The following is a 24049-nucleotide window of genomic DNA, read 5'->3' as shown; positions in this document are numbered from 1 at the left end:
GCGAAAAAAACTTCCATGCTTTCGATGTTCATTCAAAAGCTAATTTTTTGATGATGATTACATGGACACGCTTGGTTATGGCGATACAGCATGAAAGTGCAATTTCAAAGGGCGGCCTTATATTTGATTTCGGCGGCTCCCCTAAAAATGAAATAAATATGCATAAAGCCTCAACGGCTTGAAATCTTTTGATAGAGATCAACACAGGTACTGGAAACAAAATTATAAAAAGTGAGGAGTGAATGCCACATGCGCAAGAAGGATATCGTTTATCTCTTATCGGATTCTGTTGGAGAAACCGCTGAGTTTGTTGTGAAAGCGGTTGCTAACCAATTTATTGGAGGAGACCTTGAGATTCGTCAAAACTCTTATGTCGATAAAGAGTCTGATATAGAAGAGGTCGTTATAAAAGCGAAACAAACGAATTCAATTATTGCCTACACGTTAGTTATAGACTCTTTAAAAGATTACCTTAATAAACGAGCAAATGAAGAGCAGGTTCTAGCGGTGGATTTACTCCACCCACTGATGAATGCATTTATAACGAAGTTTGATAGGGAGCCGATTTGTGAGCCTCGATTGATAAGAAAATTAGATAAAGACTATTTCCGAAAGGTAGAAGCGATGGAATTTGCGGTAAAGTACGATGATGCCCGTGATGTCAAAGGCATTGTAAAAGCTGATATTGTATTAATTGGGGTATCACGAACATCCAAAACGCCGTTATCTATGTACCTGGCTTACAAAGGATACAAGGTGGCGAACATACCGCTTGTTCCTGAAGTACCGGCTCCTGAGGAACTGTTTAGTGTTCCCAAAAATAGGTGTGTCGGTCTTGTTATTAGTCCAGACAAGTTAAATGATATTCGCAGGGAACGATTAAAAACATTAGGCTTAAAGCCAGAAGCGAATTATGCCCAGCTTGAGCGGATTCTTGAAGAGCTGGATTATGCCGAAAGAGTGATGAAACGAGTAGGTTGTCCTGTGGTTGACGTTTCCAATAAAGCGATCGAAGAAACAGCAAATTATATCATGGATATTTTAAACATTGAGATGAGTGTTTAATAGTGGCTGAAATGATATCCATCTTTGATGAAGGACAGAGAGATAAAATAAAAGGGGGAAATCAATATGTCAAAAGAGATCTTTACTATTAGAAACAAAGAAATAACTAAAGTTTTTGAACAAAAAATTAGCGCCGCATTCCCCTTCAAAACCTCCGATTTAGTGGGGGTTAGGCGCTAAGGTCTTAATTCTTCCTACTCTTCTATATATTTTTTCATTAGACCCATTGCCGTTTCTTATTTATAATCACTCATATTGATTCTCTTTTCGTTTTACAATTGATTTCCATTTTGATACGATCAACGTATCGTGAGGACTAAAAAATGGAAAGGAGGGTTTGATCATGAAAGTTGCGAAGTCACTGCTGCACAAAATTACAAACCGGACCGAAATCTTCAATGATACGCTGGATATTTATAATGACGCCCTGTCTTTCATCATTCAAGTGATCGACAAAGAGTTTGATCATACCGACGACCTGACAACAAAATCAATTGTGCCGGCAGTAGAAAAACTGATTCACGCAACCAAATCAAACCCTCTTCCGAAATACAAAGAATTTAACGAACGTTTTTACAAGTTTCCGTCCTATTTTCGCAGAAGTGCTATTGCTTCCGCTTTTGGCAAAGTAAAGAGCTTCCGCTCTAACTATCAAAATTGGGAAAAAGAGCAGAAATACGCTCTTTCCGAAGGAAAAAAGTTTAAAAAACAGCCTCCACGGCTGCAAGTGAAGCATAAAGAGTTCCCCGTTTTTTATCGCGGAAACATGTTCAACAGGACGTCTGATACGACTGCGCAAATCAAGGTATTCTACCAGAATGACTGGGTATGGACAGATATCGAATTTAAAGGGCAGGACCTTTATAAACGGGGTGTCTGGGAATGGAAAGAGAACAACCCTAAGCTGATTAAGCGGGGAAAGAAGTTCTTCCTTTCCATCAGCTATGAAAACAAAGTCACTTTAGCAAAAACGCCTATTCAAGAACAAAAAGTGTGTGCGGTGGATCTCGGAATGACGAATTCTGCGGTTTGTTCCGTTATCGATGCAACAGGCACTGTCTTAGGCCGGACATTTATTGACCAGCCTAAAGAAAAAGACCGTCTGCAGACGTTAACGAACAAGCTGCGGAAAGCCCAGCGGGCAAGCGGCCGCATTCAGGCACCGAATTTTTGGCGGCAGATCAATGGGTACCAGCAGCATATTGTCCGCCACACAAGCCAGGAAATTATAAAATTTGCAGCAAAGCATGGCTGTGACGTCATCGTATTCGAATATCTGGGCAGAATGAAAACCCCAAAGGGGTTCTATGGAGCCAGGAAACTTCGTTTCAAGCTTCACGGATGGCGAAAAATAGGCATCCAGAACAAAGTGGAAGAAATGGCGCACTGCCAGGGCATGCGTATATCCCGGATCAATCCGCGAAACACCAGCGCCCTGGCATTTGATGGCTCTGGAAAAGTGGAACGGAACCGGAAAAAAGACCTTGCCACGTTTTCAACGGGCAAAGTCTATCACGCGGATTTGTCCGCTTCTTATAATATCGGGGCCCGTTATTTCATTCGGGCTTTTCAAAAAACCATTTCGGAAACGAAATGGTTGTCACTTCAGGCAAAAGTTCCTGAGCTGGCAATAAGGACATCCCAGACCTTGTCTTCGTTCATTAGTCTCCATCATGCACTCGGGCTTCCGAAGGAAGCTTAACCCGCTGATGTTGTACCGTATTCAAGATAAGGGATGCTCCATCAAAATCTTTGATTTAGGTGGAGAGGTTCACGAAACCACTAGACAATACTTGGTAGGAAATCTGGGAAGGCCTCAAGAATTAAATCACTTTCAAGATGATAAATTAGAAATCGGCATTACCTCTTATAATGAGCCTAACTGTGAAGCACCACATTACCATACACAAGCATATGAATACCAATATATCATTAGTGGAGAAACAGAATACATCGATATTGAAAGTGGAGAAGAATACAGTTTTTATGCAGGAGACTTTTATGTAACACCTCCGGGCATTCGATATGCACAACGTTCCAAACCAGGAACAACAATTTTCTTTATCAAATCACCACCTGGTGATGATAAGGTTGTTATAGAACCATCAAAAGAAATTGAGACGTGGATGAAAAAGGTGAATGAATCATAACATTCTGTAGCAATTAGTAATAAGGCCACATGGTGAAGCTTTGATAACCAATTGTTACTTAAATGTCTTTTTCTTCTTCTACATATCCACCCGTTATGACATTAAACAGTTGCCAAATAACAGCTGCATTTAAAAACCCTTCAAGGTTAATGTGGGACTAACTTCATGAATTGAGATAAAAAACACCTTTAAGTTGAAAATCGGTATGGAATTACCTAAAAACAACTTGGAGGTGTTTTTCTATATTTTATTTTTATTTCTCGTAAAGAGTTTATCGTGAATACGGTAAAATGCTGTCCAGAACAACTGAATATGAGCACTTGTAAGAGATAATTGGACAACCCAATCCAAGCTGCCCGAGGATTACAAGTTTTCTTTAATAGGAGAACTTCAAGGTTCTAAAAAATTATTAAGAAAATTATTGACAGCCCTTTCATTTCTGTGTAAGATTGTATTAACAAATGTTACTCGTTTTATCATTTGTGAAAAATAAGTTAAAAGTGTAACAGAATTCACCAATGTTAATTATTTGAAACCAATACATGTATTCATTATAGGAGGGTATAAGGGATGTCTATTTATCAACAGTTATTAGAACGGGAAAAAGCAAATCAGCCAATTAAAGTGGGAGTGATCGGTGCTGGACAAATGGGCTTTGGCATGATCGGGCAAATCTCACGTATTCCGGGCATGAGTGTAACCGGTATCAGTGATATTAATGTGGAAGCAGCTCAAAGAGCGGCAGATTACTATAATGCACAGGCAGATCGAAAAGAATCGATTATTGTATCCAATGATTTTCGTGAAGTAATTCAATCTCCACATGTTGAAGTCATCGTAGATGCTACAGGCGTTCCGGAAGTTGGAGCCAACATTTCGCTTGAAGCGCTGCGTTCCAAAAAACATATCGTGCTGTTAAATGTTGAAGTAGACATTACCATCGGTTCTGTGATGCATCAATTGTTTACAAACGCGGGACTTATTTATACGGGATCAGCTGGTGATGAGCCTGCTGCAGTTGTTGAGTTATATGAATTTGCAAAAACGATGGGCATGGAAGTATTAGTTGCTGGTAAAGGAAAAAATAATAAATTAAATGTCACAGCCAATCCTTCCACTGCGCAGGAAGAGGCAGACAAGAAAAAAATGTCTTCTCATATGCTGGCTGCTTTCCAAGACGGCACGAAGACAATGGCTGAAATGAACCTGCTGTCTAATGCGATTGGGTTTGTACCGGATGTAGTGGGCATGCATGGAATTGCTGGAGATCTTGATTCCGTGATTAAAGACTTGGATGTGAAAGAAAATGGCGGCGTGTTAAACAATTTTGGTGTAGTTGAGTATGTAGATGGCCTTGCACCTGGCGTATTTGTGATCGTAAAAGGCCAAAACGAAGCGGTAGCGCACGAACTGAATTATTTGCTGAAGAAAGGTGACAGAGAGCACCACATTTTGTACCGTCCATATCACCTTGCTAGCTTAGAAACGCCAATCACGATTGCTAAAGCAGTACTGCAGCATGACTCTTCTATTCACCCGCTTGGTACGCCGATTTCTGATACCGTTGCCGTTGCCAAAAAAGATATCCAGCCAGGCGAAACACTGGACGGAATTGGCGGTTATGCGGTTCGCGGTGTCCTGGAAACCCATCAGGATATGAAACGGAATGGACACATTCCAATCGGCTTGATCAGCGGCACGGTTGTCGCGAAAAAAGCGATTAAGCAGGGCCAATTCTTAACAACAGATGATGTAGAACTCGATCCAAGCACAACGGTTTGGAAACTAAGAGAGCTTCAAAATCATTTATTCCAGGAAGATGGCCTGCAAAAAGAGCTTCTTTCGAGCATCATTACGCTGTAAGAAACTATCTGCCATAGCGGATCATGCTGAACAACTTGTATAACGGGCAGGGAGGGTACGCCCATGGAAACATGGCTCCCTGCTCAATCAGCATGTCAAAGGGGTAAGAACAATGACGTTTATTGAAGACCAGCGGTCTCTTGTAAAAATGGCGCACATGTATTACGAAGAAGGCGCCACACAATCAGAAATTGCAAAAGAAATGGGCGTAAGCCGCTCATTGATTTCGAAATACTTAGCAAAAGCAAAAGAACAGGGCATTGTGGAAATTATCATTCATGATGATATTATCCATCCATTTCGCCAGCTGGAAATGCAGGTGGAGCGTTCGTATGGCATTCGGGAAGTGATCTGTATCCCCAGTTTTGGCGGAGAATCGTCCAAAAGCCGGCTCGGTGCAGCAGCAGCTAAGTATTTATTGAGAGTCATGCAGGATGGTCAAACCATTGGTATTTCATCCGGGACCACCCTTTACGAATTTGCCAAAGCACTTACGACAAGCCAGGAGTATCCGTCTGTTGTATTTGTTCCATTAGTAGGCGGCATGGGAAATGAACGAGTTGATATCCATGCGAATCACATTGTGGCCACGCTGGCCCGCCAGTGCCGTGCCCAGTATAAACTGCTTCATACGCCCGTAATGGTCGATTCCAAAGAAGCAAAAGAAGTGTTTAAACAGCAGTCTTCGATTAAAAGTGTATTTGATCTTGCGGAAAAAGCCGACATTGCTGTTGTGGGAATTGGCGGCAAGCCGCAGCATTCGACCATGGTGAAATCCTATTTGGGTGAAGAATATCAAAATCTCTTTGCGGGTCAACAGGATGTGGGTGACATTTGTTATAACTTCATCAATGAAGACGGCTCTGCTTCGAAGAATGCATGGAATGATCGAATCATTGCGTTTGAGGTAGAAAAGCTGAAGGACCTTCCACTTGTGATTGGCGTAGCGAGCGGAAAAGAAAAAATAAAAGCGATTAAGGCCGCGTTAAAAGGCAGATTAATTGAAGTGCTGATCACCGATGAAGAAACAGCCCAGGCACTTTTAGAGGAAAAAGATTAATTTCACCACTGAAAGGTGCAATTAATCATTGTAAAGGAGCGATCATCGAATGTGGGGTTATCTTCTTGCGGGATTCGTCATCATGTGGCTGCTTCAATTTTACCTCACGGCAAGACAAATGAAGCATTATCAGATGACGGTACGTCGGATGAGCAATCGAGAAGGAGGCTATCTCGGCGTTGGTGTTGAAAAGAAAAAACTTGGTTCCGGAACGGTTCTCGTTTTGGTAACAAATGAAGAAGGCATTGTGGAAGAATGCCGCGTGATGAATGGAGTAACGGTTTTCGCGAAATTTAAAAACCATCATAAATTTACAGGTAAACATATTTCAAGCTTGTATGATGAAAAATGGAAAAACCCGCTTAACATGGCAATTGAAAAAATAAAGCAACAGATGAATACGGCAACCACGGTTTAGACCTCAGCATATAAGAACAAAAAAGAGGAGGAAATAAAGAATGGACTTCTTAGTGAAATTCGCAGAGGGGTTTATCGGAATGTTCGAAAAAGGTGGAGAAACCTTTATGGACATGTTCACTGGCATCATTCCGACACTCATTTGTTTGATTCTAGCTGTAAACGCTTTAATTAAAATTATTGGGGAAGAGCGTATTGACCGCTTTGCCCGTAAAACAACCAAAAATATTATTTTGCGCTATACATTGTTTCCATTTTTGGCGGTATTCTTTCTGACCAATCCAATGGCCTACACATTTGGGAAATTCCTTCCGGAACGCCAGAAGCCGGCATTTTATGATTCAACCGTATCCTTTCTCCATCCGATTACAGGGCTTTTCCCGCATGCGAATGCGGCAGAACTGTTTATCTACATGGGAATTGCACAAGGTATTACAACGCTTGGCCTTTCAACAGGACCACTGGCCATCCGGTTCTTTCTTGTTGGACTGGTCGTAATGTTAATCCGCGGAATTCTCACAGAACGCATTACTATTACAATGATGAAACGTCAGGGTATTTCCGTAACGGACTAACGAAGAGAGGAGGAGAAGCACATGTCTGAAAATCAAGCAGTAAATCCATCATATAAAGCAGTCAAAATTACTAAAGGCAGCAACGGATGGGGAGGACCGCTCGTCATCCAGCCGGATGAGCAGAAAAAGTATGTTGTATCTGTTACTGGCGGAGGGATTCACCCGGTTGCCCAGCGTATTGCCGAATTAACCGGCGCACAGGCAGTTGACGGCTTTAAAACATCGATTGAAAAAGAGGAAATGGCCTGTGTGTTGATCGACTGTGGCGGTACAGCACGCTGTGGTGTGTATCCTAAAATGGGTGTATTGACGATCAATTTAACACCTACATCGCCATCCGGACCATTAATGAAATTTATTAAAGAAGACAACTTTGTTTCCGGTGTCAGGGAGCCGGATATTCAGCCGGCAGACGGAACAGCAGCACCGTCCGTTACTGCGGATGCTCATCCGAAAAATGCCCAGCAGCTGAAAGCAGAAGCGCGTGAAAAAGTTGCGCAGATGAAAGACAGCAAGGGCGAACCGCGCAAGCAGAACATCATTGAAAAGCTGGGCCGTTCGATGGGCGGCGTCATTGGGGTGCTGTATCAGGCAGCACGTGAAACGATTGAGCAGGTATTAAAAAATATCATCCCATTTATGGCGCTTGTCAGCACCTTGATTGGGATTATCCTGTACACAGGTATCGGTGATATTATTGCCAACTTTGTATCGCCGCTTGCCGGCAATATCTTCGGGCTTCTCGTTCTGTCGGTGATTTGTGCCGTGCCGATCCTGTCACCGCTGCTTGGACCGGGTGCCGTGATTGCCCAGGTCGTTGGTGTACTCGTCGGGGTGGAAATCGGCAAAGGGAATATCCCGCCAAACCTCGCCCTCCCTGCCCTGTTTGCGATTAACCCACAGGTAGGCGCAGACTTTGTGCCAGTAGGCTTAACACTCGGGGAAGCAAAACCGGAAACGGTAGAAGTTGGGGTGCCGGCTGTTTTAATATCACGTTTAATTACAGGGCCGCTTGCGGTTGTGATTGCTTATTTTGCAAGCTTCGGTATGTATGAATAAACAGGAGGTAGAATCATGAGTGTTCAAGAGAGTGTACAACTGAAAACAATCTATCAGTCAACCGTTACAGAGCTTGGTGCAGACGTGGAAATGTTTGCAGAAGAAAAAATGCTCATTCTTTTTAATGAAAGTGCACCAAAAGATTTGCGCGACATCGCTGTGAGCCATACGGTGGTTTCATTAGAAGGCACTATTGAAGCTGGCGACATTCTCTCATTTGATGACCAGTCTTACGAAATCACATTTGTCGGCGGAAAAGTAAATGAGACAGTGAGCGAGCTTGGCCACTGCACGATCGCCTTTAATGGAGCAGATCATGCGGACCTGCCGGGAACAATGTGTGTAGAAGAAAAAGCGATGCCTAACATCAACGTATCCACAAAATTATCGATCATTAAAAAATAATTTAACCATCAATCAGACCGTTAAGCTAACTACTCTAGCTTAACGGTTATTTTATTTTCTAATAGCTGTCGACAAAGTCGACAGCTTGCAGTCGCGGTTTATTTACCGCGGCTGTTTTTATATTTTTGAGTTTTGAACTAACCGTCAATTTTATAGTCAATATCAGCCGCCACTTTTCATCCGTTCCTGGAACGATAAAGTACCAGCCCCCTAAACCTTTGCGCATAAGCCGGGCTTATAGATACATACACTTTTTCACAACATTGTATCGTTTTCATGTTATTAAAAAAACCATTATGAAAGCGTTGACATTTTGTTTTTTTTCTGTTATCTTTTACTTATCAACTACATATCAGTCCCTTTAGGATTGTTACTGGTGAAGCAGGCAAAACCTAAATCATACAACGTATCAGAGGTCTTTCTCTGTCGTTGTATGATTTAGGTTTTTTTGTTTCCTAAAATGAAGTTGGCCCGGGAGTTTTGATTCTATCCGAAATACCTGGGCTGATCTGAAAACAGAATCGTGCGCACCTTTTCTGTCTTGAGATCAGGCCGGGTTTTTCTTCTTTAACCATTATTGGAGGTGGAACCGATGAAGTATGAGCAGCTGGCAAAAGATATAATCGAACAGGTTGGTGGCCGTGAAAATGTCAATAGTGTAGTACATTGTATTACTCGTCTTCGGTTTAAATTAAAGGATGAAGGCAAAGCGAATACTGAAGCGTTAAAAAACATGGACGATGTCGTTACCGTTATGAAAAGCGGAGGCCAGTATCAGGTTGTTATTGGCAATCAAGTGCCAGATGTGTACAAAGCGGTTGTAGAAGTTGGTAATTTCTCCTCATCGACACCAGTAGAAGAAGAAAAGTCAAATACTAATTTGTTTAACCGGTTTATCGATGTAATTTCAAGCATCTTTACTCCGATTCTTGGCGTTTTAGCGGCAACCGGGATGATCAAAGGATTAAACGCTTTGTTTGTGGCAGTAGGCTGGCTGGATAACACATCCGGTACTTATCAAATCTTAAATGCAGTCGGTGACTCGCTGTTCTACTTCTTCCCAATTTTCCTTGGCTACACGGCTATTAAAAAGTTTGGCGGCAGTCCTTTTATCGGGATGGCCATTGGAGCAGCACTTGTGTATCCGACGCTCTCCGGCTTAACAGCTGGCGACCCGCTTTACACATTATTCGCAGGAACCATGTTTGAATCACCCGTATTTATTACGTTTCTAGGGATTCCGGTTATTTTAATGAGTTATGCTTCGTCTGTTATTCCGATTATCCTTGCAGCTTATTTTGCTTCAAAAGTTGAAAAAGGCTTTAAAAAAATCACTCCAGATGTGGTGAAAACCTTTGTTGTTCCTTTTATGACACTGCTTGTTGTCGTACCGATTACATTCATCGTGATTGGGCCGATTGCAACATGGGCTGGACAGCTTTTAGGCCAGGCAACACTTGGCATTTACAATTTAAGCCCGGTCATTGCCGGCCTGTTTATTGGAGGTCTATGGCAAGTATTCGTTATTTTTGGCCTTCACTGGGGTCTTGTGCCAATTGCCATCAATAACCTTGCCACGCTCAAAGCAGATCCTGTACTTGCTTTGCAATTTGCAGCATCCTTTGCCCAGATCGGGGCCGTTTTAGCCGTCTGGATGAGAATAAAACAGCAAAAACTAAAAACACTCAGCATTCCAGCTTTTATTTCCGGTATCTTCGGTGTAACGGAACCTGCAATTTACGGGATTACGCTTCCATTAAAGAAACCGTTTATTATGAGCTGTATCGGTGGGGCTGTTGGGGGCGCGATTCTTGGCTTCGCTAATTCAAAGCTGTACATGGTTGGCGGTCTTGGCATCTTTGGTATCCCAACGTTCATCGATCCGACGGACGGCATTACATTTGGATTTTGGGGCGCCATCATTTCAACTGTAGCTGCTTTTATTGTTGGTTTTGTGCTTACATTATTGTTTGGGATTCCAAAAGAGAAAAAAGAAGGTCAAACCATCGAAACAACAAGAACTGTTCAAGAAACAAACCCGGTGTCAAAACAGGAAGTCATTGCAAGCCCGTTTCAAGGAATCGTGAAACCACTATCGCATCTAAAAGATGATGCATTCGCGTCTGGTGCTTTAGGAAAAGGCATTGCCATTGAGCCGCTTGAAGGGAAATTATATGCACCGGCTTCCGGGACAATCTCGGCTCTATTTCCAACCAAGCATGCAATCGGACTGACAACTGATAATGGCTCTTCCATCCTGATTCATATCGGCATGGATACGGTTCAGCTGAATGGAAAATATTTTACCTCGCATGTAGCTCAGGGGGACCGTGTAGTCAAGGGACAGCTGCTCATTGAATTTAACATGGATGAAATTAAAAAAGCAGGTTATGAGTTGTCCACACCGGTCGTCATTACCGACTCGGAGCGCTACACAGATATTTCCACAACAGAAGAGGAACAGGTAAAGTGGGGCGACCCATTAATGACATTAGACGTTTAGACGCTGCTGAAAACGAATAAACGTTAAAGATAATAGGAGGCAATGAAATGAAAAAAAGTCGTTTTCCTGAAGGTTTTTTATGGGGTGGAGCAACCGCTGCCAATCAATTAGAAGGTGCTTATAATGAAGGCGGTAAAGGATTATCCATTTTTGATATGGTCACATTTGTACCAAAAGAAGAACGGGGCAATAATATTGAAATGGACGTAAAAGGTGAACAGGAACTGGAGGATTTATTAGCAGGAAAAGGCGGAGATAACTTTCCGAAGCGCCGCGGCATTGACTTTTATCATCGCTATAAAGAAGATATTGCACTCTTTGCAGAAATGGGCTTTAAAACGTTCCGTATGTCCATTTCCTGGCCGCGTATTTTTCCAAACGGGGATGAACAAGAGCCAAATGAAGAAGGACTGGCTTTTTACGATAACGTATTTGATGAGCTGTTAAAGCATGGCATTGAACCGCTAGTCACGTTGTCTCATTATGAAATGCCTCTTCAGTTGGTGAAAAAGTACAATGGCTGGGCAGACCGCCGCCTTGTTGATTTCTTTGTTCATTACGCCGAAACAGTCTTTCAGCGATATAAAGACAAAGTGAAATACTGGTTAACGTTTAATGAAATCAATATATCGACTATTTCCCCTTATATCGGCAGCGGCATTCTTGTAGATCGGGTAGAGCACGTTGAACAAGCGGTTTATCAGGCTCTCCATCATCAATTTGTTGCCAGTGCCAGAGCCGTAAAAGCCTGCCATGAAATGATCCCGGATGCTGTAATCGGCTGTATGCTGGCTCGTATGGAAGTGTATCCAGAAACGTGCAGCCCGGATGATGTGTTAGCTGCATTAGAAGAAGACCAGAAAAATCTATTCTTTACCGATGTTCAAGCACGCGGGTATTATCCAAGCTTTATGTTAAGCTACTTTGAAAAAAATAATATCCACATTGAGATGCTGCCAGGTGACGAGGAAATCCTGCAGCAGCATACGGTAGACTTCATTTCATTCAGCTATTATATGTCTATGGTCGCCAGCGGCGCGCCGGATAAAGTAAAAGAAAAAGGAAACTTCTTTAGCGGGATCAAAAATCCTTATTTGGAAACCTCAGATTGGGGCTGGCAGATTGATCCGAAAGGGCTGCGTGTTACATTAAAGAAAATGTATGACCGTTATCAGATTCCTTTATTTATCGTAGAGAACGGGTTAGGTGCCTACGACAAAGTTGAGGAGGATGGCTCTATCAATGATGATTATCGCATTGATTATTTACGTGCCCATATTGACCAAATGGGTGAAGCTATCCAGGATGGAGTGGACTTAATGGGTTATACAAGCTGGGGATGCATCGATTTAATCAGCGCCGGAACATCGGAAATGTCAAAACGTTATGGATTTATTTATGTAGACCAGGACGATTACGGGAATGGCACATTAGAAAGACGAAAGAAAAAATCCTTCTCCTGGTATAAAGATGTAATCGCAACAAATGGGGAAAAGCTCTAATTTGGCCAGGATAAACAGAGAAAAATATTCTTTCAGGACTGTTCTTAAATAGAACAGTCCTTTTATTACTAAAGATAAAAGAGCTTATCGCTTATCTGTTTAAAAAATATGCAATATCTAAAGCGGCGTAAATGCAATTATATTTTATCAAGCTCTAGATCTGAATCATGTATTTTGGGGCGCATCATCGATAAAATTGTTTTTGAACGGGAACCAAAAGGATCTTTTGCAGAAAGACTTTAAACAAATTGATTAGTCCTCTCCCTAGAAAAAGGCTGTCCTTGAATGAAAGATTCATACTAGTTAGCAAGACTCACAGACTACGCGAGTTTTTTATGTATTGTGGGAATAAAAAACGTGACAGGTTGGAGGCACAGTAATGGAATACAGCTATGAATTGATTAAACTACATAAGAATTTGCCCCTGAAAATTATTATCCATACTTCAGATAATCAGGCATTCATCTCGAGACATTGGCATGATAGTGTTGAAATCTCTTATGTTCTTTCCGGAAAGATTGACAATATCTATATTGATGGGAAAGAGTATGAATCGGGGGAAGGTGATATTGTTGTCATTAACTCAAATGCTATTCATTCCTTCTCGGTTAATAGAGGCCAGAATCGAAAAGCAGTTACGCTCTTGATCCCCAATGAATTTTTAAAGGCTATTTTTCCTGACAGTGATCAAGTAGAATTTGACTGTATATCGATTGGCGAACAGGCTCGCCAAAAAAAGAGACAGTTTGATGAGCTGCGCAAGAATTTAAATGCCATCATTAATGCCTATCGTGAATTTGAAAAAAACTCTTTAGCCTACATAAAAGTAACAAGCTTAACCTATGAATTAGTCTATCTCTTGTTAAAACATTTTAAGATAAAGAAAAAGAGCAATAGCAGGATCGAAGCCAGGAAGTATACCGAACGGCTGGCCATGATTACAAATTTTATTCAAGAAAACTATAAGCATAATTTATCCCTGGATATTCTATCAAGCCAATTCAATTTATCACCAGAGTATCTCTCGCGTTTTTTCATGAGATATACAGGGATGACGGTACTGAATTACATAAATGCAATCCGCCTGGAAAAATCATTTCCTGAATTGATGAATACTGATCACCCTATTATCCAGATTGCCTTAAATCACGGGTTTCCGAATGAAAAGTCATATAACCGTGTCTTTAAAGCTGCTTATAACATAACAGCCTATCAATACCGAAAAGAACAAAAGCGTAATCGAAGCTGAAGCCGGGTAAACGATAGGATTTAATTTTGCAATCTATTTGTTTTTAAATGGTCAGGATTTAACCATAAATAAGCTAAAAAAAGACAGGAACTCGTTAGAATTATATTTTAAAATGTATGTAAGCGCTTTTAAATAAGATTCATAAGCAACATCTTTTCAGAACAAAAGGAGGAAGACGAATATGTTAAAGGATATCAAGAAGACAGCGAAAATAACATTGTTATGTACTTTGGCGGCGGGTACCACCTTCTCGTTCAATTCAGGGGTGATGGCCAAGGAAGTCAAGGCACAGCCGGCATCCTACCAGACTGTTACTGAAATTGAAGACTGGGGACCAGCAATTACCAAGGTGATTGTCGATTTAGGCAGGCCGGTGCCTGTACATTCTGTAACGGCAGATACGTTTAATGTCCATGTACAAAGAAACGACAGCCGGCTGGCCAATCCTTTTTTGGAGGAAGGGTACCGCAAAGTAACGAAAGCCTATGTTGCAGACAAGCATGGAAACCCTGCGGTCCAAACAGGTAAATATGCAGTACTAGAAATGGAAATTGGCCCGACTGTAACATTGGGGTCACCAATGAACTTTGATATGGGAACTTTTTTAAATGACTGGAATGAGAGCGATTACACGATCACCCAGCAGAAGGACATCCTCACGCCGGCAGGGAAGGTTTCTGGATTAGTTGCGGATACCTTTACTGGTGGAGTAAGGGAATTGGTTGATGATTTTGGCACCGGAGAAGCGACTTACGATGATGTAACGTTAACTTATGCCGATTATGCACCAGCGGAGGACAATAAAAAGAATCCATTAATTATCTGGCTTCACGGCATGGGCGAGGGCGGAACAGATCCAACCATCCCGATTTCTGGTAATAAGGCAGCCAATTTTGCTTCTGAAGAGATTCAATCCTATTTTGACGGTGCCTATGTGCTAGCTCCGCAGACCCCGACCTTCTGGATGGACGGATTTACGGGATTTGGAGATGGGACATCAAAATATGAAGAAGCGCTTATGTCACTGATAAAAGACTATGTGGCAAAGAATAAAGACATTGATCCTGAACGGATTCTTATTGGCGGAGATTCAAACGGGGGTTATATGACCATGCTGATGATCCGTGATTATCCCGAATACTTTGCGGCTGCATTCCCGACTTGCGAAGCTTTAAAGGATACCCTAATTTCAGATGAAGACATTCAGAGTATGAAGGACCTCCCAATATGGTTCGTTGCAGCTGAAACAGATACTACTGTACCTGTTAATGAGTATGTTGTTCCAACGTACAACCGACTGACCGAGGCAGGAGCAACAGATGTTCATCTGTCCTTGTTCGACAAAGTGGTTGATACTTCAGGCCTGTATAAAAAAGCAGACGGAACACCATATGAATACGACGGCCACTGGTCTTGGATCCCTGTATATAACAATGAAGTTTCAAAGACAATTGATGGGAAAACCGTCACGCTGATGGAATGGCTGGCTGATAAATCATTGGATAAGTAAAAAATGCGCTCTAGCTTATTTTTTAAGCTAGGGCGCTTTTATATGTATATGGAACGGTCCTTTAACCGTGCCATATACATATTGGCGACCAACACCTGCTGATAAAGTAGATCCATCACTTGATAGGTGAGGGAATAGACCGCCGGCAGATTAAGCCCCGCTTATCCTGGCTTGGTGCTGTGCTTGCCCATTTCAATGGAATAGTCAGGTGTTAACATTTCTATGAAACCGTTATAATCAAAAGAGGAGGCTAATACCTGCTCTTTTTGATCGCTTTTGGAAACTAAAGTAAGGAGAAGATACTCCATGGTAAAAGAACACCAAAATAACCCTTTCCGTAACCTTCTTAATGTAAAAGAAATTAATGTGGCAGATGGAGCTGCAGAAGTGAGAATTGATTTGTTTCCAGACCTATTCAACTTTTCAGGAAATGTTCACGGAGGAGTACTAGCTTCTCTTATAGATATTTCTATCGGAAGTGCTGTTCGATCAACATTATATGAAAATCAGCGGTCTTCAACAGTTGAACTGAAAATTAATTACATAAAGCCGGCAAATGGAGCATTTCTATTAGCAAAGACATCGTTATTGCATAGAGGAACAACCTTGGTTGTAGGAACATCTGAGATCTTTAATGATCAAAATCAATTGGTTGCAATAGGGACAGCGACTTTTTTCATTAAAGAATCTGCCTATTAAAAGTAGTAAATCAATGCTTGAACAAGAGAAAAAACATCAAGTTAGCGAGCAATAGTGTACCTAATCAAAAGTATACTTTTGATTAGGTACACTATTTTTATTTTTTAAAATTTCTGTAAAATGTGTTTGGTAGGAAAGTTAACGAACAGCGTGGTTTCAATGGGAAAATCACTTGTATCTGAATGTGTTCTTATACTAAATAGATTGAATCTTTTCCCGCTTTTAAGCGCGTATTCTTTATATTTTCTAGCCAGGGTGTTGAAATCTATATTTACCAGGATCAATTGCTTTTCGAAAAAAATGTTTTTTCTGAAGGTCCTTTTCCCACTTTCGTTGTTTACAGCAAAAACAATCGTAGTGGCATCCTGTTTGATGCTTCTTATAAAGAACAATTCCTCCATATATGGACCTCCTACAATAGGATAAACTACATACGTTTGTGTATATTTCTTTATATGTAAAATTCAAATAATTTACTGACAGACTAACTAATAAAGCTTTAAATAACGATAGTGAAAGATATTGAATTTGAGACAATTGGAAAAGTAGAGCTTGAAAAAGGATGGAAAGAGCTGTTTTCTCACCAAAAAGAGGATTAAGGCGAAAAAACGCTTCAAATAACGTGCTGCCAAGCATTGCATTTCTAAAGATGAACATGTAGCAGCAGTCCTAAACAGCAAAGAAGGGCGCACAAGTCCTCCCAAGCCGTTTACGGAAGGCGGTCTAATCAACCTCATGAAAACGGCTGGAAAAATGGTCGATGATGAAGCGGATAGTGAGATTTTAAAAGAAGTAGAGGGGATCGGCACTGAAGCAACCCGGTCTGGCATTATCGAAACGATTAAAAAGAACGGCTATCTTGATGTTAAGAAAAACATTGTATTTAGCACAAAAAAAGCCGAAATTCTTTGTGAAGCGATTCAAGGGACTTTGTTATCCAGTCCTTCTATGACCGCAAAATGGGAATCCTATTTAAGAAAGATCGGGGAAGGCTCTGGTTCATCCGATACTTTTATCCAGAACATTAAAAAATTCGTGCAGAATTTGATTGAAACGATGCCCGAAAAAATGGATAGCTCGACGATTCAAAAGGCTGTACAACAGCAACAAGACTCCAGAATGAGGATATTGTTTTGCTTAGAAAGCCTGAAAAAGCAGAGAAAAGATGATTGAACTACCGCCCACTTACCTGACGGTTGAAGTGGGGGTGTTCTCGCCGAAGATGATAAAATAAAAATATTTAAATTTATGCCAAATAATTTTTTTGTTCATATATTGATTAATTATACCGTTACAATTATAATTAAGGGGGATTGTTATTGAATATGTAAAAAAATGTATTAAATCAAGAGCTATGGAACGTTATAAAACAAAGAGAAAAAACGGAAAGCTTTTTGGATATAGAGAGAAAAAGAAATGAAGGCTTCCGGCCTTGTTTGCGATTAACCCGCAGGTAGGCACAGACTTTGTGCCCGTTGGCTTAACTCTTGGGGAGGCAAAACCGGAAACGGTAGAACTTGGGGTGCGGGCTGTTTTAATGTCACGCTTAATTACAGGGTCGCTTGCAATTGTGATTGCTTATTTTGCAAGCTCCGGTATGTATGAATAAACAGGAGGTAGAATCATGAGTATTCAAGAGAGTGTACAACTGAAAACAATCTATCAGTCAACCGTTACAGAGCTTGGTGCAGATGTGGAAATGTTTGCAGAAGAAAAGATGATCATTCTTTTTAATGAAAGTGCGCCAAAGGATTTGCGCGACATCGCCGTGAGCCATACGGTGGTTTCATTAGAAGGCACTATTGAAGCTGGCGACATCCTCTCATTTGACGACCAGTCTTATGAAATCACGTTTGTCGGCGGTAAAGTAAATGAGACAGTGAGTGAGCTTGGCCACTGCACGATCGCATTTAACGGAGCAGACCATGCGGATCTGCCGGGAACAATGTGTGTAGAAGAAAAAGCGATGCCTAACATCAACGTATCCACAAAATTATCGATCATTAAAAAATAATTTAACCATCAATCAGACCGTTAAGCTAACTACTCTAGCTTAACGGTTATTTTATTTTCTAATAGCTGTCGACAAAGTCGACAGCTTGCAGCCGCGGTTTATTTACCGCGGCTATTTTTATATTTTTGAGTTTTAAACTAACCGTTAATTTAATGGATTACAAAAAACAAAGGAAATTATAAATAAATGCACTATATGTTAAAGTCAAAATATTTCTATAAAATGAACAATAACTATATATTTAAAGAGCAGTTTTTGCCATGGTTCTAAACTTTCTCAATTATATCTCTGGCGACTTCCTGCATATTACTTCCTTTTCTTTCAATTCATTATTCATTACTCATTGCTTCATGCTCTCGGATGTACAGAATGCGGCCTTGTGCAAGCTGGCGCCCAATTTTTCTGAATCTCCGCGAAGGATTGTGTTTTTTATATGAAGTACCAGACGGTTCCCGATCATTTCAACATGCAGGTTATCTATCTCTAAATGCTGATAAAGCAGATCTATCACTTGATAGGTAAGGGAATAGGCTGCCGGCAGATTGAGCACCGCATATTCAGGCTTGGTGCTGCGCTTGCCCATTTCAATGGAGTAGTCAGGTGTTAACCTGTGTGTATAAATCCCTTCCATATAGCTAAATGTATCGTCGGTTCCCAGCATAATAAATAGTCCCCTAAACCTTTGCCTATAAGTCGAGCTTTTGGAATAGAGGGGGATGAAAGATGCTGGTATACAGAGGGACTTAACTTAAAGAGTGAGACAAATAAAAGACACTTTTCAAATGTATTTACAGAGAAAACAAAGGGTGTTAACATAAAAAGTAATAAATTTTACATAAATAAAAATAAAAGTTATTTTTATTACTAGAGTATCGTAAAATAAAGTAGAAAAGCTACAAAACTTAAAAAAGGTCTTGATGAAAAGTAATAAAAACGATGAAATGAGGAGCGAGTATGCTTAGTAAAGAAATGACAGCAAATCATTTTGAAATGAATACAAGCAAATACACAATAAGCAAGGTATATGCAGATAAGGAAGATCTCAAAACTCTTTATGAGATGGTGAACGGAAATAAAAATGAGCAACTTCTTGATATTGGTACTGGCAGTGTAGATGTAGCAAACACACTAGCACCTCTATTTGAAAAGGTCACTGCTTTTATCCCGACAACCAAGATGTTGGACACTGGGAAGCGATTTACCAACTCTAGTGGATATCAAAATATTACTTTTATAAAAGGTGAGGTTTCAATGCTGCCTTTTACATCAAATAAATTTGATGCTGTAACGTCCAGAATGGCTCCTCACCATTTTCGACATATTGAAAAGCTTGTGAGTGAAACTGCTCGAGTCCTAAAAGAAGGTGGCATGTTTTACTTAATTGACAGTGTAGTCTCCGAGTTAAATGAATATGATGCTTTTTATAATTATATAGAGAAAAAAAGGGATCCCAGTCACTACCGTGCATATAAAAAAACAGAGTGGATTTCATTATTGGAGCGAAATGGATTCCAAATCGAATTTCTACTTACTTTTAAAAAAGAATTTTTGTTTGATGAATGGTGTGACAGGATGAATCTTACTTTGAAAGAAAAGAGGGATTTGAACCGGCTAATGATTGTTGCACCAGATCATTTAATTAAGTTTTTTTCTATCGTAATTGAATCATCCGAAGTTCAATCTTTTCAGGGAGAGACCATGTTTTTGGCAGTACGAAAAGAAAGAGAAATATTAGTGTAGATTCATCTGCTGATTATTTCGCAGGCTAGTGTATTCCGGCCGTGTGCGACAACATTTTTGATATCAATTATGTTTTGATTCCCTAAGACAAATGATGTAGAGCCTGTCGAGTGCTTGTCCACTTTTTGGCGGGCTTTTTACTATTCCAAGATCTCCAGCACACCCCCTTATTAAATGAAAACTAAAATAATATCATCATATATATTTGCAGCCGAATATTTTATCAATGCTTGAGCAATAAATTATCCATATAAATCAAGACTCATCTTAATGAGATTGGTTTGATTCTCACAAGATAAGTTATTCCTATAAATAATGAAAGTGGAAAGGGTTACAGAAATAAAGAATTTTGGATTTACCCTTTGAGTAGGTAATATTTATAACATTTTGGCTGCTGAGTTTTCCAACAAAGCCGTTTTCTGCTCGTTAGATTAAATGCTTATTACTATTAACTGTCCCTTATTTAACAAAAAAGCGTTTACTTCCAAAAATATTAATGATAAGATGTATTTATCTTAGTAATAATTATTACAACATTTATATGTATTGTTATAATTATTACTAACTAAAAATTTATACTGAGTAATTAAAGAAAAACATTTAGCCCTTAGGAAGTAGCTAAACCTTGATTTTATACAAGGACTTTTGAAAACGGTGTCACTATAAGTGTTAAACAGAATGTAATAAAAAATGAGACGCAGACTGTTGGTAGGAATGTTTCAGGAAATGCCTTGAGTTTTTATTTAATCCATTCAAACGGAATTAGCAATGTTCAATTGAAGTAGTGATTAAAGACGCTTTTGCTAAAGCAGAGAAAAAATTAGGTTATGAAGAAAAACGTATAAAAATCATTGAAGAATATGCGAAAAAACGACAGCAACGTATTGAGGGAGGATGCATTCAGCCTCCTTGGTTAAAAAGAAAATAGAATCTTATGGATTGTAAAATAGGAGGAGAATATAAAAATGAGATTGGGTTTTATTGGATTTGGGGAGGCATCTTTTGAATTATCAACGGGGCTAAAACAAGAAGGGGTAGAAATGATTTTTGCCCATGATGTGATGCTAAATCATCCTGCCTTTGGCGCACAAATAAAGAAACGGGCCAGTCAAGCTCAGGTTGAAATTCTTGCTGCACCGGAAGATGTGCTAGAAAAAGTTGAAGTCGTTATTGTAGCGGTACCCGCGGATAAAGCTTACGGAGTGAGCGAAGAACTGAAGCCATACTTAAAGAAAGACTGTGTTTATGTTGATGTATCGGCTTCCACTCCTAAAGTGAAACAAAACATTTCAAAAAATATTGAGGGAAATGGCGTACTTTTTGTAGATGCAGCGATGATGGGTTCCCTGCCGGTCTATAAACATAAAGTTCCCATCCTGGCAAGTGGCAGCGGAGCAGAACGACTTGTTTCTTTGATGACACCATATGGAATGGATATCAAAAAAGTCAGCAGCAATCCTGGCGAAGCTTCCGCGGTGAAACTAATCCGGAGTATTCATATGAAGGGGGTAGCGGCACTTTACTTGGAATTGTTGGAGGCTGCTCATGCATTTAATGTGGAAAAACTGGTGTTAGATTCATTAAGCGAGACCATGGATGGCAATAGTTTTGAACAAACCATGAATCGGCTGGTAACTGGAACTTCCATTCATGCATTAAGAAGATCCATCGAGCTCGATGGATCCATTCAAATGCTGGAGGCTTCCGATATTGATTCATCCATGTCTAAAGCAGCAAAAGACAAGCTTCAACACCTAGCCGATGTTAACTTGAGAGAAAAATTTAAAGGACAAAAGCCAGAGCATTGGTTGGACGTCATTAAAGCTTGTAAAGAAGAAAACGCAGCAATTAACAGCTAATTTCTTTCAGACCAGAAACCATAAAGTTTCTGAGATAAGTCTTTGTTGGTTTCAGGTCTGAATAATTCTATAATTCATTATAATAAGGCGTATTTTATATATGAGCTATGAAGAATAGAAGGGTGCTTTTGTGATTAAGACTAATCAATAATTCCTTTGAATGTATAGTCTGTTAAGTCTGTAAGCCTTTACAAACAAGAGGGAAGGCACATTTCATGTCTTGAATATTTCTTTGTGTTTACTCTGGAAGGATTGCCTCCTAAAACTGACATGTAATCTAAGGAATTCTACGAAACAAGGAGGAAGTATATAATGCTAGCATTTTTGGGATTTGCCATGATTGTGGTTTTTATGTATTTGATAATGAGCAAGCGTATGTCAGCGTTCAACGCATTGACCATTGTTCCAGTCGTTTTTGCGCTAATTGGTGGTTTTACTGATTTAGGACCAATGATGTTGGCGGGGCTCGAGAAAATTGCGCCAACTGCTATTATGATTATTTTTGCCATCCTTTACTTTGGCGTATTGATAGACACTGGATTTTTTGATCCGCTCGTAGCGAAAATTTTAAAAATAGTGGGTGGCGACCCACTAAAAATTGTACTTGGTACTGCGGTTTTATCATTGATCGTTGCTCTGGATGGTGACGGTACAATTACGTACCTTATTGTAGTAACAGCATTTCTTCCATTGTATGAAAAATTAGGTATGAACAAACTTATTTTGGCCTGTATTCCCGCATTAGCTATGGGGGTAATGAATTTGACACCATGGGGAGGGCCAGCTGTTCAAGCCGCTGCAGCAGTAAATGTAGATATACTAGAAATGCTTGTGCCAATCATCCCTTCTATGATTGCAGGCGGAGTATGGGTTTTAGTAGTTGCGTTTTTTCTCGGACGGCGTGAACGCAAGCGGTTAGGGGTTACCCACATTGACTTAGATTTAAGTGGAGAAATTGCCGCTACCCTTGATACAGGAATGGATGCATCCATAAAGCGTCCTAAATTATTTTGGTTTAACCTGGTTTTAACCCTCTTAGTAATGGCAGCTTTACTTACGGGCTTCTTACCATTACAGGCTTTATTTATGCTTGGATTTGCGATAGTTATGATTGTTAATTATCCTAACCTGCAAGACCAAAAGGACCGTTTGCATGCACATGCAGGTAACATATTAACTGTTGTCTCCATGATATTTGCAGCAGGTGTATTTTCGGGGATTATAGAGGGAACTGGAATCGTTGCAGCTATGGCAGATATTCTAATCGCCATAATTCCAGATGCACTTGGACCTCGATTAACAGTCATTGTTGCCATTCTAAGTATGCCATTCACGTTTTTTATGGCGAATGCTCCGTTTTATTTTGGGATTATTCCGATCATGTCGGAGACTGCTGCCCACTTTGGCATTCAACCAATAGAGATCGGACAAGCTTCTCTTTTGGGACAGCCTTTACACTTGTTAAGCCCGCTTCAAGGGTCTATTTACGTACTAGTAGGGCTGCTTGGTATTGATATAGGTGACCATATTCGTTTTTCAGCCAAATATGCGTTAGGGACAGCAGTGGTTATGACGGTTGTCGGTGTTTTAATCGGCGTATTATCTATTTAATCATATAAACACTATAAGCAAGAAAGCGCTTATATTTTAGAATATCTATCCTTTTATAGAAATTCGCTTAGATACAATAATTAAAGTCATTCTTGATCATACACAGAATACTCTGAATAGCTAAGCCGTTAGCCTGGAGATTCATCAGTGGAACTAGTGAAGTGAAAAGCGGATAGAACAGTGGTAAACCTTTAAATCATCATTAAATAAGTATATTTTCTTGTTGCTTAAAAAGAGAGCGTCCAGATACTTGGCGAACTCAGAAAGGTAAGATGACTATGCTTCAAAAACAAATTGTGGTTGGACTGGACCCTGGGCTTGAATCAAGGGCGGCATCTCATTTTGTCCAGAAAGCTTCGTCCTTCAGCAGTGACATTTTGCTGATAAAGAATGAAAAAAAGGTAGCAGCAAAAAGCATTATGGGCATCATGGCCTCAGCGATCCGCCAAGGTGATAATGTAACGCTTATCACAAATGGCCAGGATGAAGAAAAAGCGATTCATGTACTGGGTGGTATTCTTACTAGCGGATTTGATAAATAAATAAATAAAACGATTATAAAGCTAAGGCGCTTCTTTTAAAAGAAGCGCCTTAGCTTTAGTAAGAAATCGTAAGCCACTATTCTTGTATCTTAGTCACCTCAAAACGATTGTTTTTCGTATTTTTCATAAACAGACTGCTTTAAACGATCAAGATGACCTTTTACTGTTGAAGAAAACTCTAACTCACAACTGCGTTACCTATTTTACGAATAGACGGAGAATAGTT

Annotated in this window: 22 protein-coding genes and 1 pseudogene; 21 read left to right on the top strand and 2 right to left on the bottom strand. The window is 40.2% G+C overall.

The genetic code is table 11. The annotated features are described in order from the left end of the window. Positions 1-249: 249 nt before the first annotated feature. The 14 genes from RRU94_RS01475 to RRU94_RS01410 all read left to right on the top strand — a co-directional run bounded on the left by RRU94_RS01475 (position 250) and on the right by RRU94_RS01410 (position 16057). Positions 250-1065: a pyruvate, water dikinase regulatory protein gene (locus RRU94_RS01475; protein WP_315691491.1), complete on the top strand. Its 816-nt coding sequence runs from the start codon at positions 250-252 to the stop codon at positions 1063-1065. 343 nt (positions 1066-1408) lie between these two features. Then, on the top strand, positions 1409-2767 hold the full coding sequence (locus RRU94_RS01470) for an RNA-guided endonuclease TnpB family protein (protein ID WP_315691490.1): 1359 nt from the start codon (positions 1409-1411) through the stop codon (positions 2765-2767). Positions 2768-2774: 7 nt separating this feature from the next. After that, entirely contained in the window at positions 2775-3215 is a 441-nt protein-coding gene (locus RRU94_RS01465) for a cupin domain-containing protein (RefSeq protein WP_315691489.1), read from the top strand. Between the two features lie 570 nt (positions 3216-3785). Further along, a complete protein-coding gene (locus RRU94_RS01460; protein ID WP_315691488.1) occupies positions 3786-5078 on the top strand; it encodes an NAD(P)H-dependent oxidoreductase in 1293 nt (430 codons plus the stop codon). Positions 5079-5190: 112 nt separating this feature from the next. After that, a complete protein-coding gene (locus RRU94_RS01455; RefSeq protein WP_315691487.1) occupies positions 5191-6138 on the top strand; it encodes a sugar-binding transcriptional regulator in 948 nt (315 codons plus the stop codon). 49 nt (positions 6139-6187) lie between these two features. Continuing rightward, positions 6188-6556 (top strand): transcriptional regulator GutM, encoded by a 369-nt coding sequence (locus tag RRU94_RS01450; protein ID WP_315691486.1) that lies wholly within the window; start codon positions 6188-6190, stop codon positions 6554-6556. 40 nt (positions 6557-6596) lie between these two features. After that, positions 6597-7130, top strand: a complete 534-nt coding sequence (locus RRU94_RS01445; RefSeq protein WP_251273042.1) for a PTS glucitol/sorbitol transporter subunit IIC — start codon at positions 6597-6599, stop codon at positions 7128-7130. A gap of 21 nt (positions 7131-7151) precedes the next feature. Then, complete coding sequence (locus RRU94_RS01440; protein WP_315691485.1) at positions 7152-8189, top strand: PTS glucitol/sorbitol transporter subunit IIB; 1038 nt, start codon at positions 7152-7154, stop codon at positions 8187-8189. A gap of 15 nt (positions 8190-8204) precedes the next feature. Further along, entirely contained in the window at positions 8205-8594 is a 390-nt protein-coding gene (locus RRU94_RS01435; RefSeq protein WP_315691484.1) for a PTS glucitol/sorbitol transporter subunit IIA, read from the top strand. A gap of 592 nt (positions 8595-9186) precedes the next feature. Continuing rightward, the gene (locus RRU94_RS01430; RefSeq protein WP_315691483.1) at positions 9187-11097 is read left to right on the top strand and encodes a beta-glucoside-specific PTS transporter subunit IIABC; all 1911 of its coding nucleotides are present in this window, start codon (positions 9187-9189) and stop codon (positions 11095-11097) included. Between the two features lie 47 nt (positions 11098-11144). Further along, a complete protein-coding gene (locus RRU94_RS01425) occupies positions 11145-12599 on the top strand; it encodes a glycoside hydrolase family 1 protein (protein ID WP_315691482.1) in 1455 nt (484 codons plus the stop codon). Between the two features lie 379 nt (positions 12600-12978). Further along, positions 12979-13848: an AraC family transcriptional regulator gene (locus RRU94_RS01420; protein WP_315691481.1), complete on the top strand. Its 870-nt coding sequence runs from the start codon at positions 12979-12981 to the stop codon at positions 13846-13848. 181 nt (positions 13849-14029) lie between these two features. Further along, a complete protein-coding gene (locus RRU94_RS01415; RefSeq protein WP_315691480.1) occupies positions 14030-15358 on the top strand; it encodes a prolyl oligopeptidase family serine peptidase in 1329 nt (442 codons plus the stop codon). A 306-nt stretch (positions 15359-15664) separates the two neighbouring features. Further along, complete coding sequence (locus RRU94_RS01410; protein ID WP_315691479.1) at positions 15665-16057, top strand: PaaI family thioesterase; 393 nt, start codon at positions 15665-15667, stop codon at positions 16055-16057. A gap of 104 nt (positions 16058-16161) precedes the next feature. Here the strand turns inward: RRU94_RS01410 and RRU94_RS01405 are convergent, their stop codons facing one another. Then, positions 16162-16458, bottom strand: a complete 297-nt coding sequence (locus tag RRU94_RS01405) for a hypothetical protein (protein WP_315691478.1) — start codon at positions 16456-16458, stop codon at positions 16162-16164. A gap of 238 nt (positions 16459-16696) precedes the next feature. Between RRU94_RS01405 and RRU94_RS01400 the strand changes: the two genes are divergently transcribed. The 3 genes and pseudogenes from RRU94_RS01400 to RRU94_RS01390 all read left to right on the top strand — a co-directional run bounded on the left by RRU94_RS01400 (position 16697) and on the right by RRU94_RS01390 (position 18071). Beyond that, a complete protein-coding gene (locus tag RRU94_RS01400) occupies positions 16697-17230 on the top strand; it encodes a DNA topoisomerase (RefSeq protein WP_315691915.1) in 534 nt (177 codons plus the stop codon). 250 nt (positions 17231-17480) lie between these two features. Beyond that, positions 17481-17666: pseudogene (locus RRU94_RS01395) on the top strand (PTS sorbitol transporter subunit IIB); the annotation flags it as partial. 15 nt (positions 17667-17681) lie between these two features. Continuing rightward, a complete protein-coding gene (locus RRU94_RS01390) occupies positions 17682-18071 on the top strand; it encodes a PTS glucitol/sorbitol transporter subunit IIA (protein ID WP_315691477.1) in 390 nt (129 codons plus the stop codon). Positions 18072-18411: 340 nt separating this feature from the next. Here RRU94_RS01390 and RRU94_RS01385 read toward each other — a convergent pair whose 3' ends face one another. Next, entirely contained in the window at positions 18412-18732 is a 321-nt protein-coding gene (locus RRU94_RS01385; protein ID WP_315691476.1) for a hypothetical protein, read from the bottom strand. A gap of 293 nt (positions 18733-19025) precedes the next feature. On the opposite strand from RRU94_RS01385, the gene RRU94_RS01380 reads away from it, so the two are divergent. From RRU94_RS01380 to RRU94_RS01365, 4 genes are all read left to right on the top strand, one after another. Beyond that, positions 19026-19811 (top strand): class I SAM-dependent methyltransferase, encoded by a 786-nt coding sequence (locus RRU94_RS01380; protein ID WP_315691475.1) that lies wholly within the window; start codon positions 19026-19028, stop codon positions 19809-19811. A gap of 965 nt (positions 19812-20776) precedes the next feature. Then, positions 20777-21670, top strand: coding sequence for a prephenate dehydrogenase/arogenate dehydrogenase family protein (locus RRU94_RS01375; protein ID WP_315691474.1), 894 nt, complete (start codon positions 20777-20779; stop codon positions 21668-21670). 312 nt (positions 21671-21982) lie between these two features. Further along, entirely contained in the window at positions 21983-23281 is a 1299-nt protein-coding gene (locus RRU94_RS01370; RefSeq protein ID WP_315691473.1) for a CitMHS family transporter, read from the top strand. 272 nt (positions 23282-23553) lie between these two features. Continuing rightward, entirely contained in the window at positions 23554-23823 is a 270-nt protein-coding gene (locus RRU94_RS01365; RefSeq protein ID WP_315691472.1) for an HPr family phosphocarrier protein, read from the top strand. The last annotated feature ends 226 nt before the right edge of the window (positions 23824-24049 follow it).

Source organism: Domibacillus sp. DTU_2020_1001157_1_SI_ALB_TIR_016, from assembly GCF_032341995.1.
Lineage (GTDB): Bacteria > Bacillota > Bacilli > Bacillales > Domibacillaceae > Domibacillus > Domibacillus indicus_A.
Note: the sequence above shows the minus strand (reverse complement) of the source record. Positions and strands in the feature narration are given on the sequence as shown.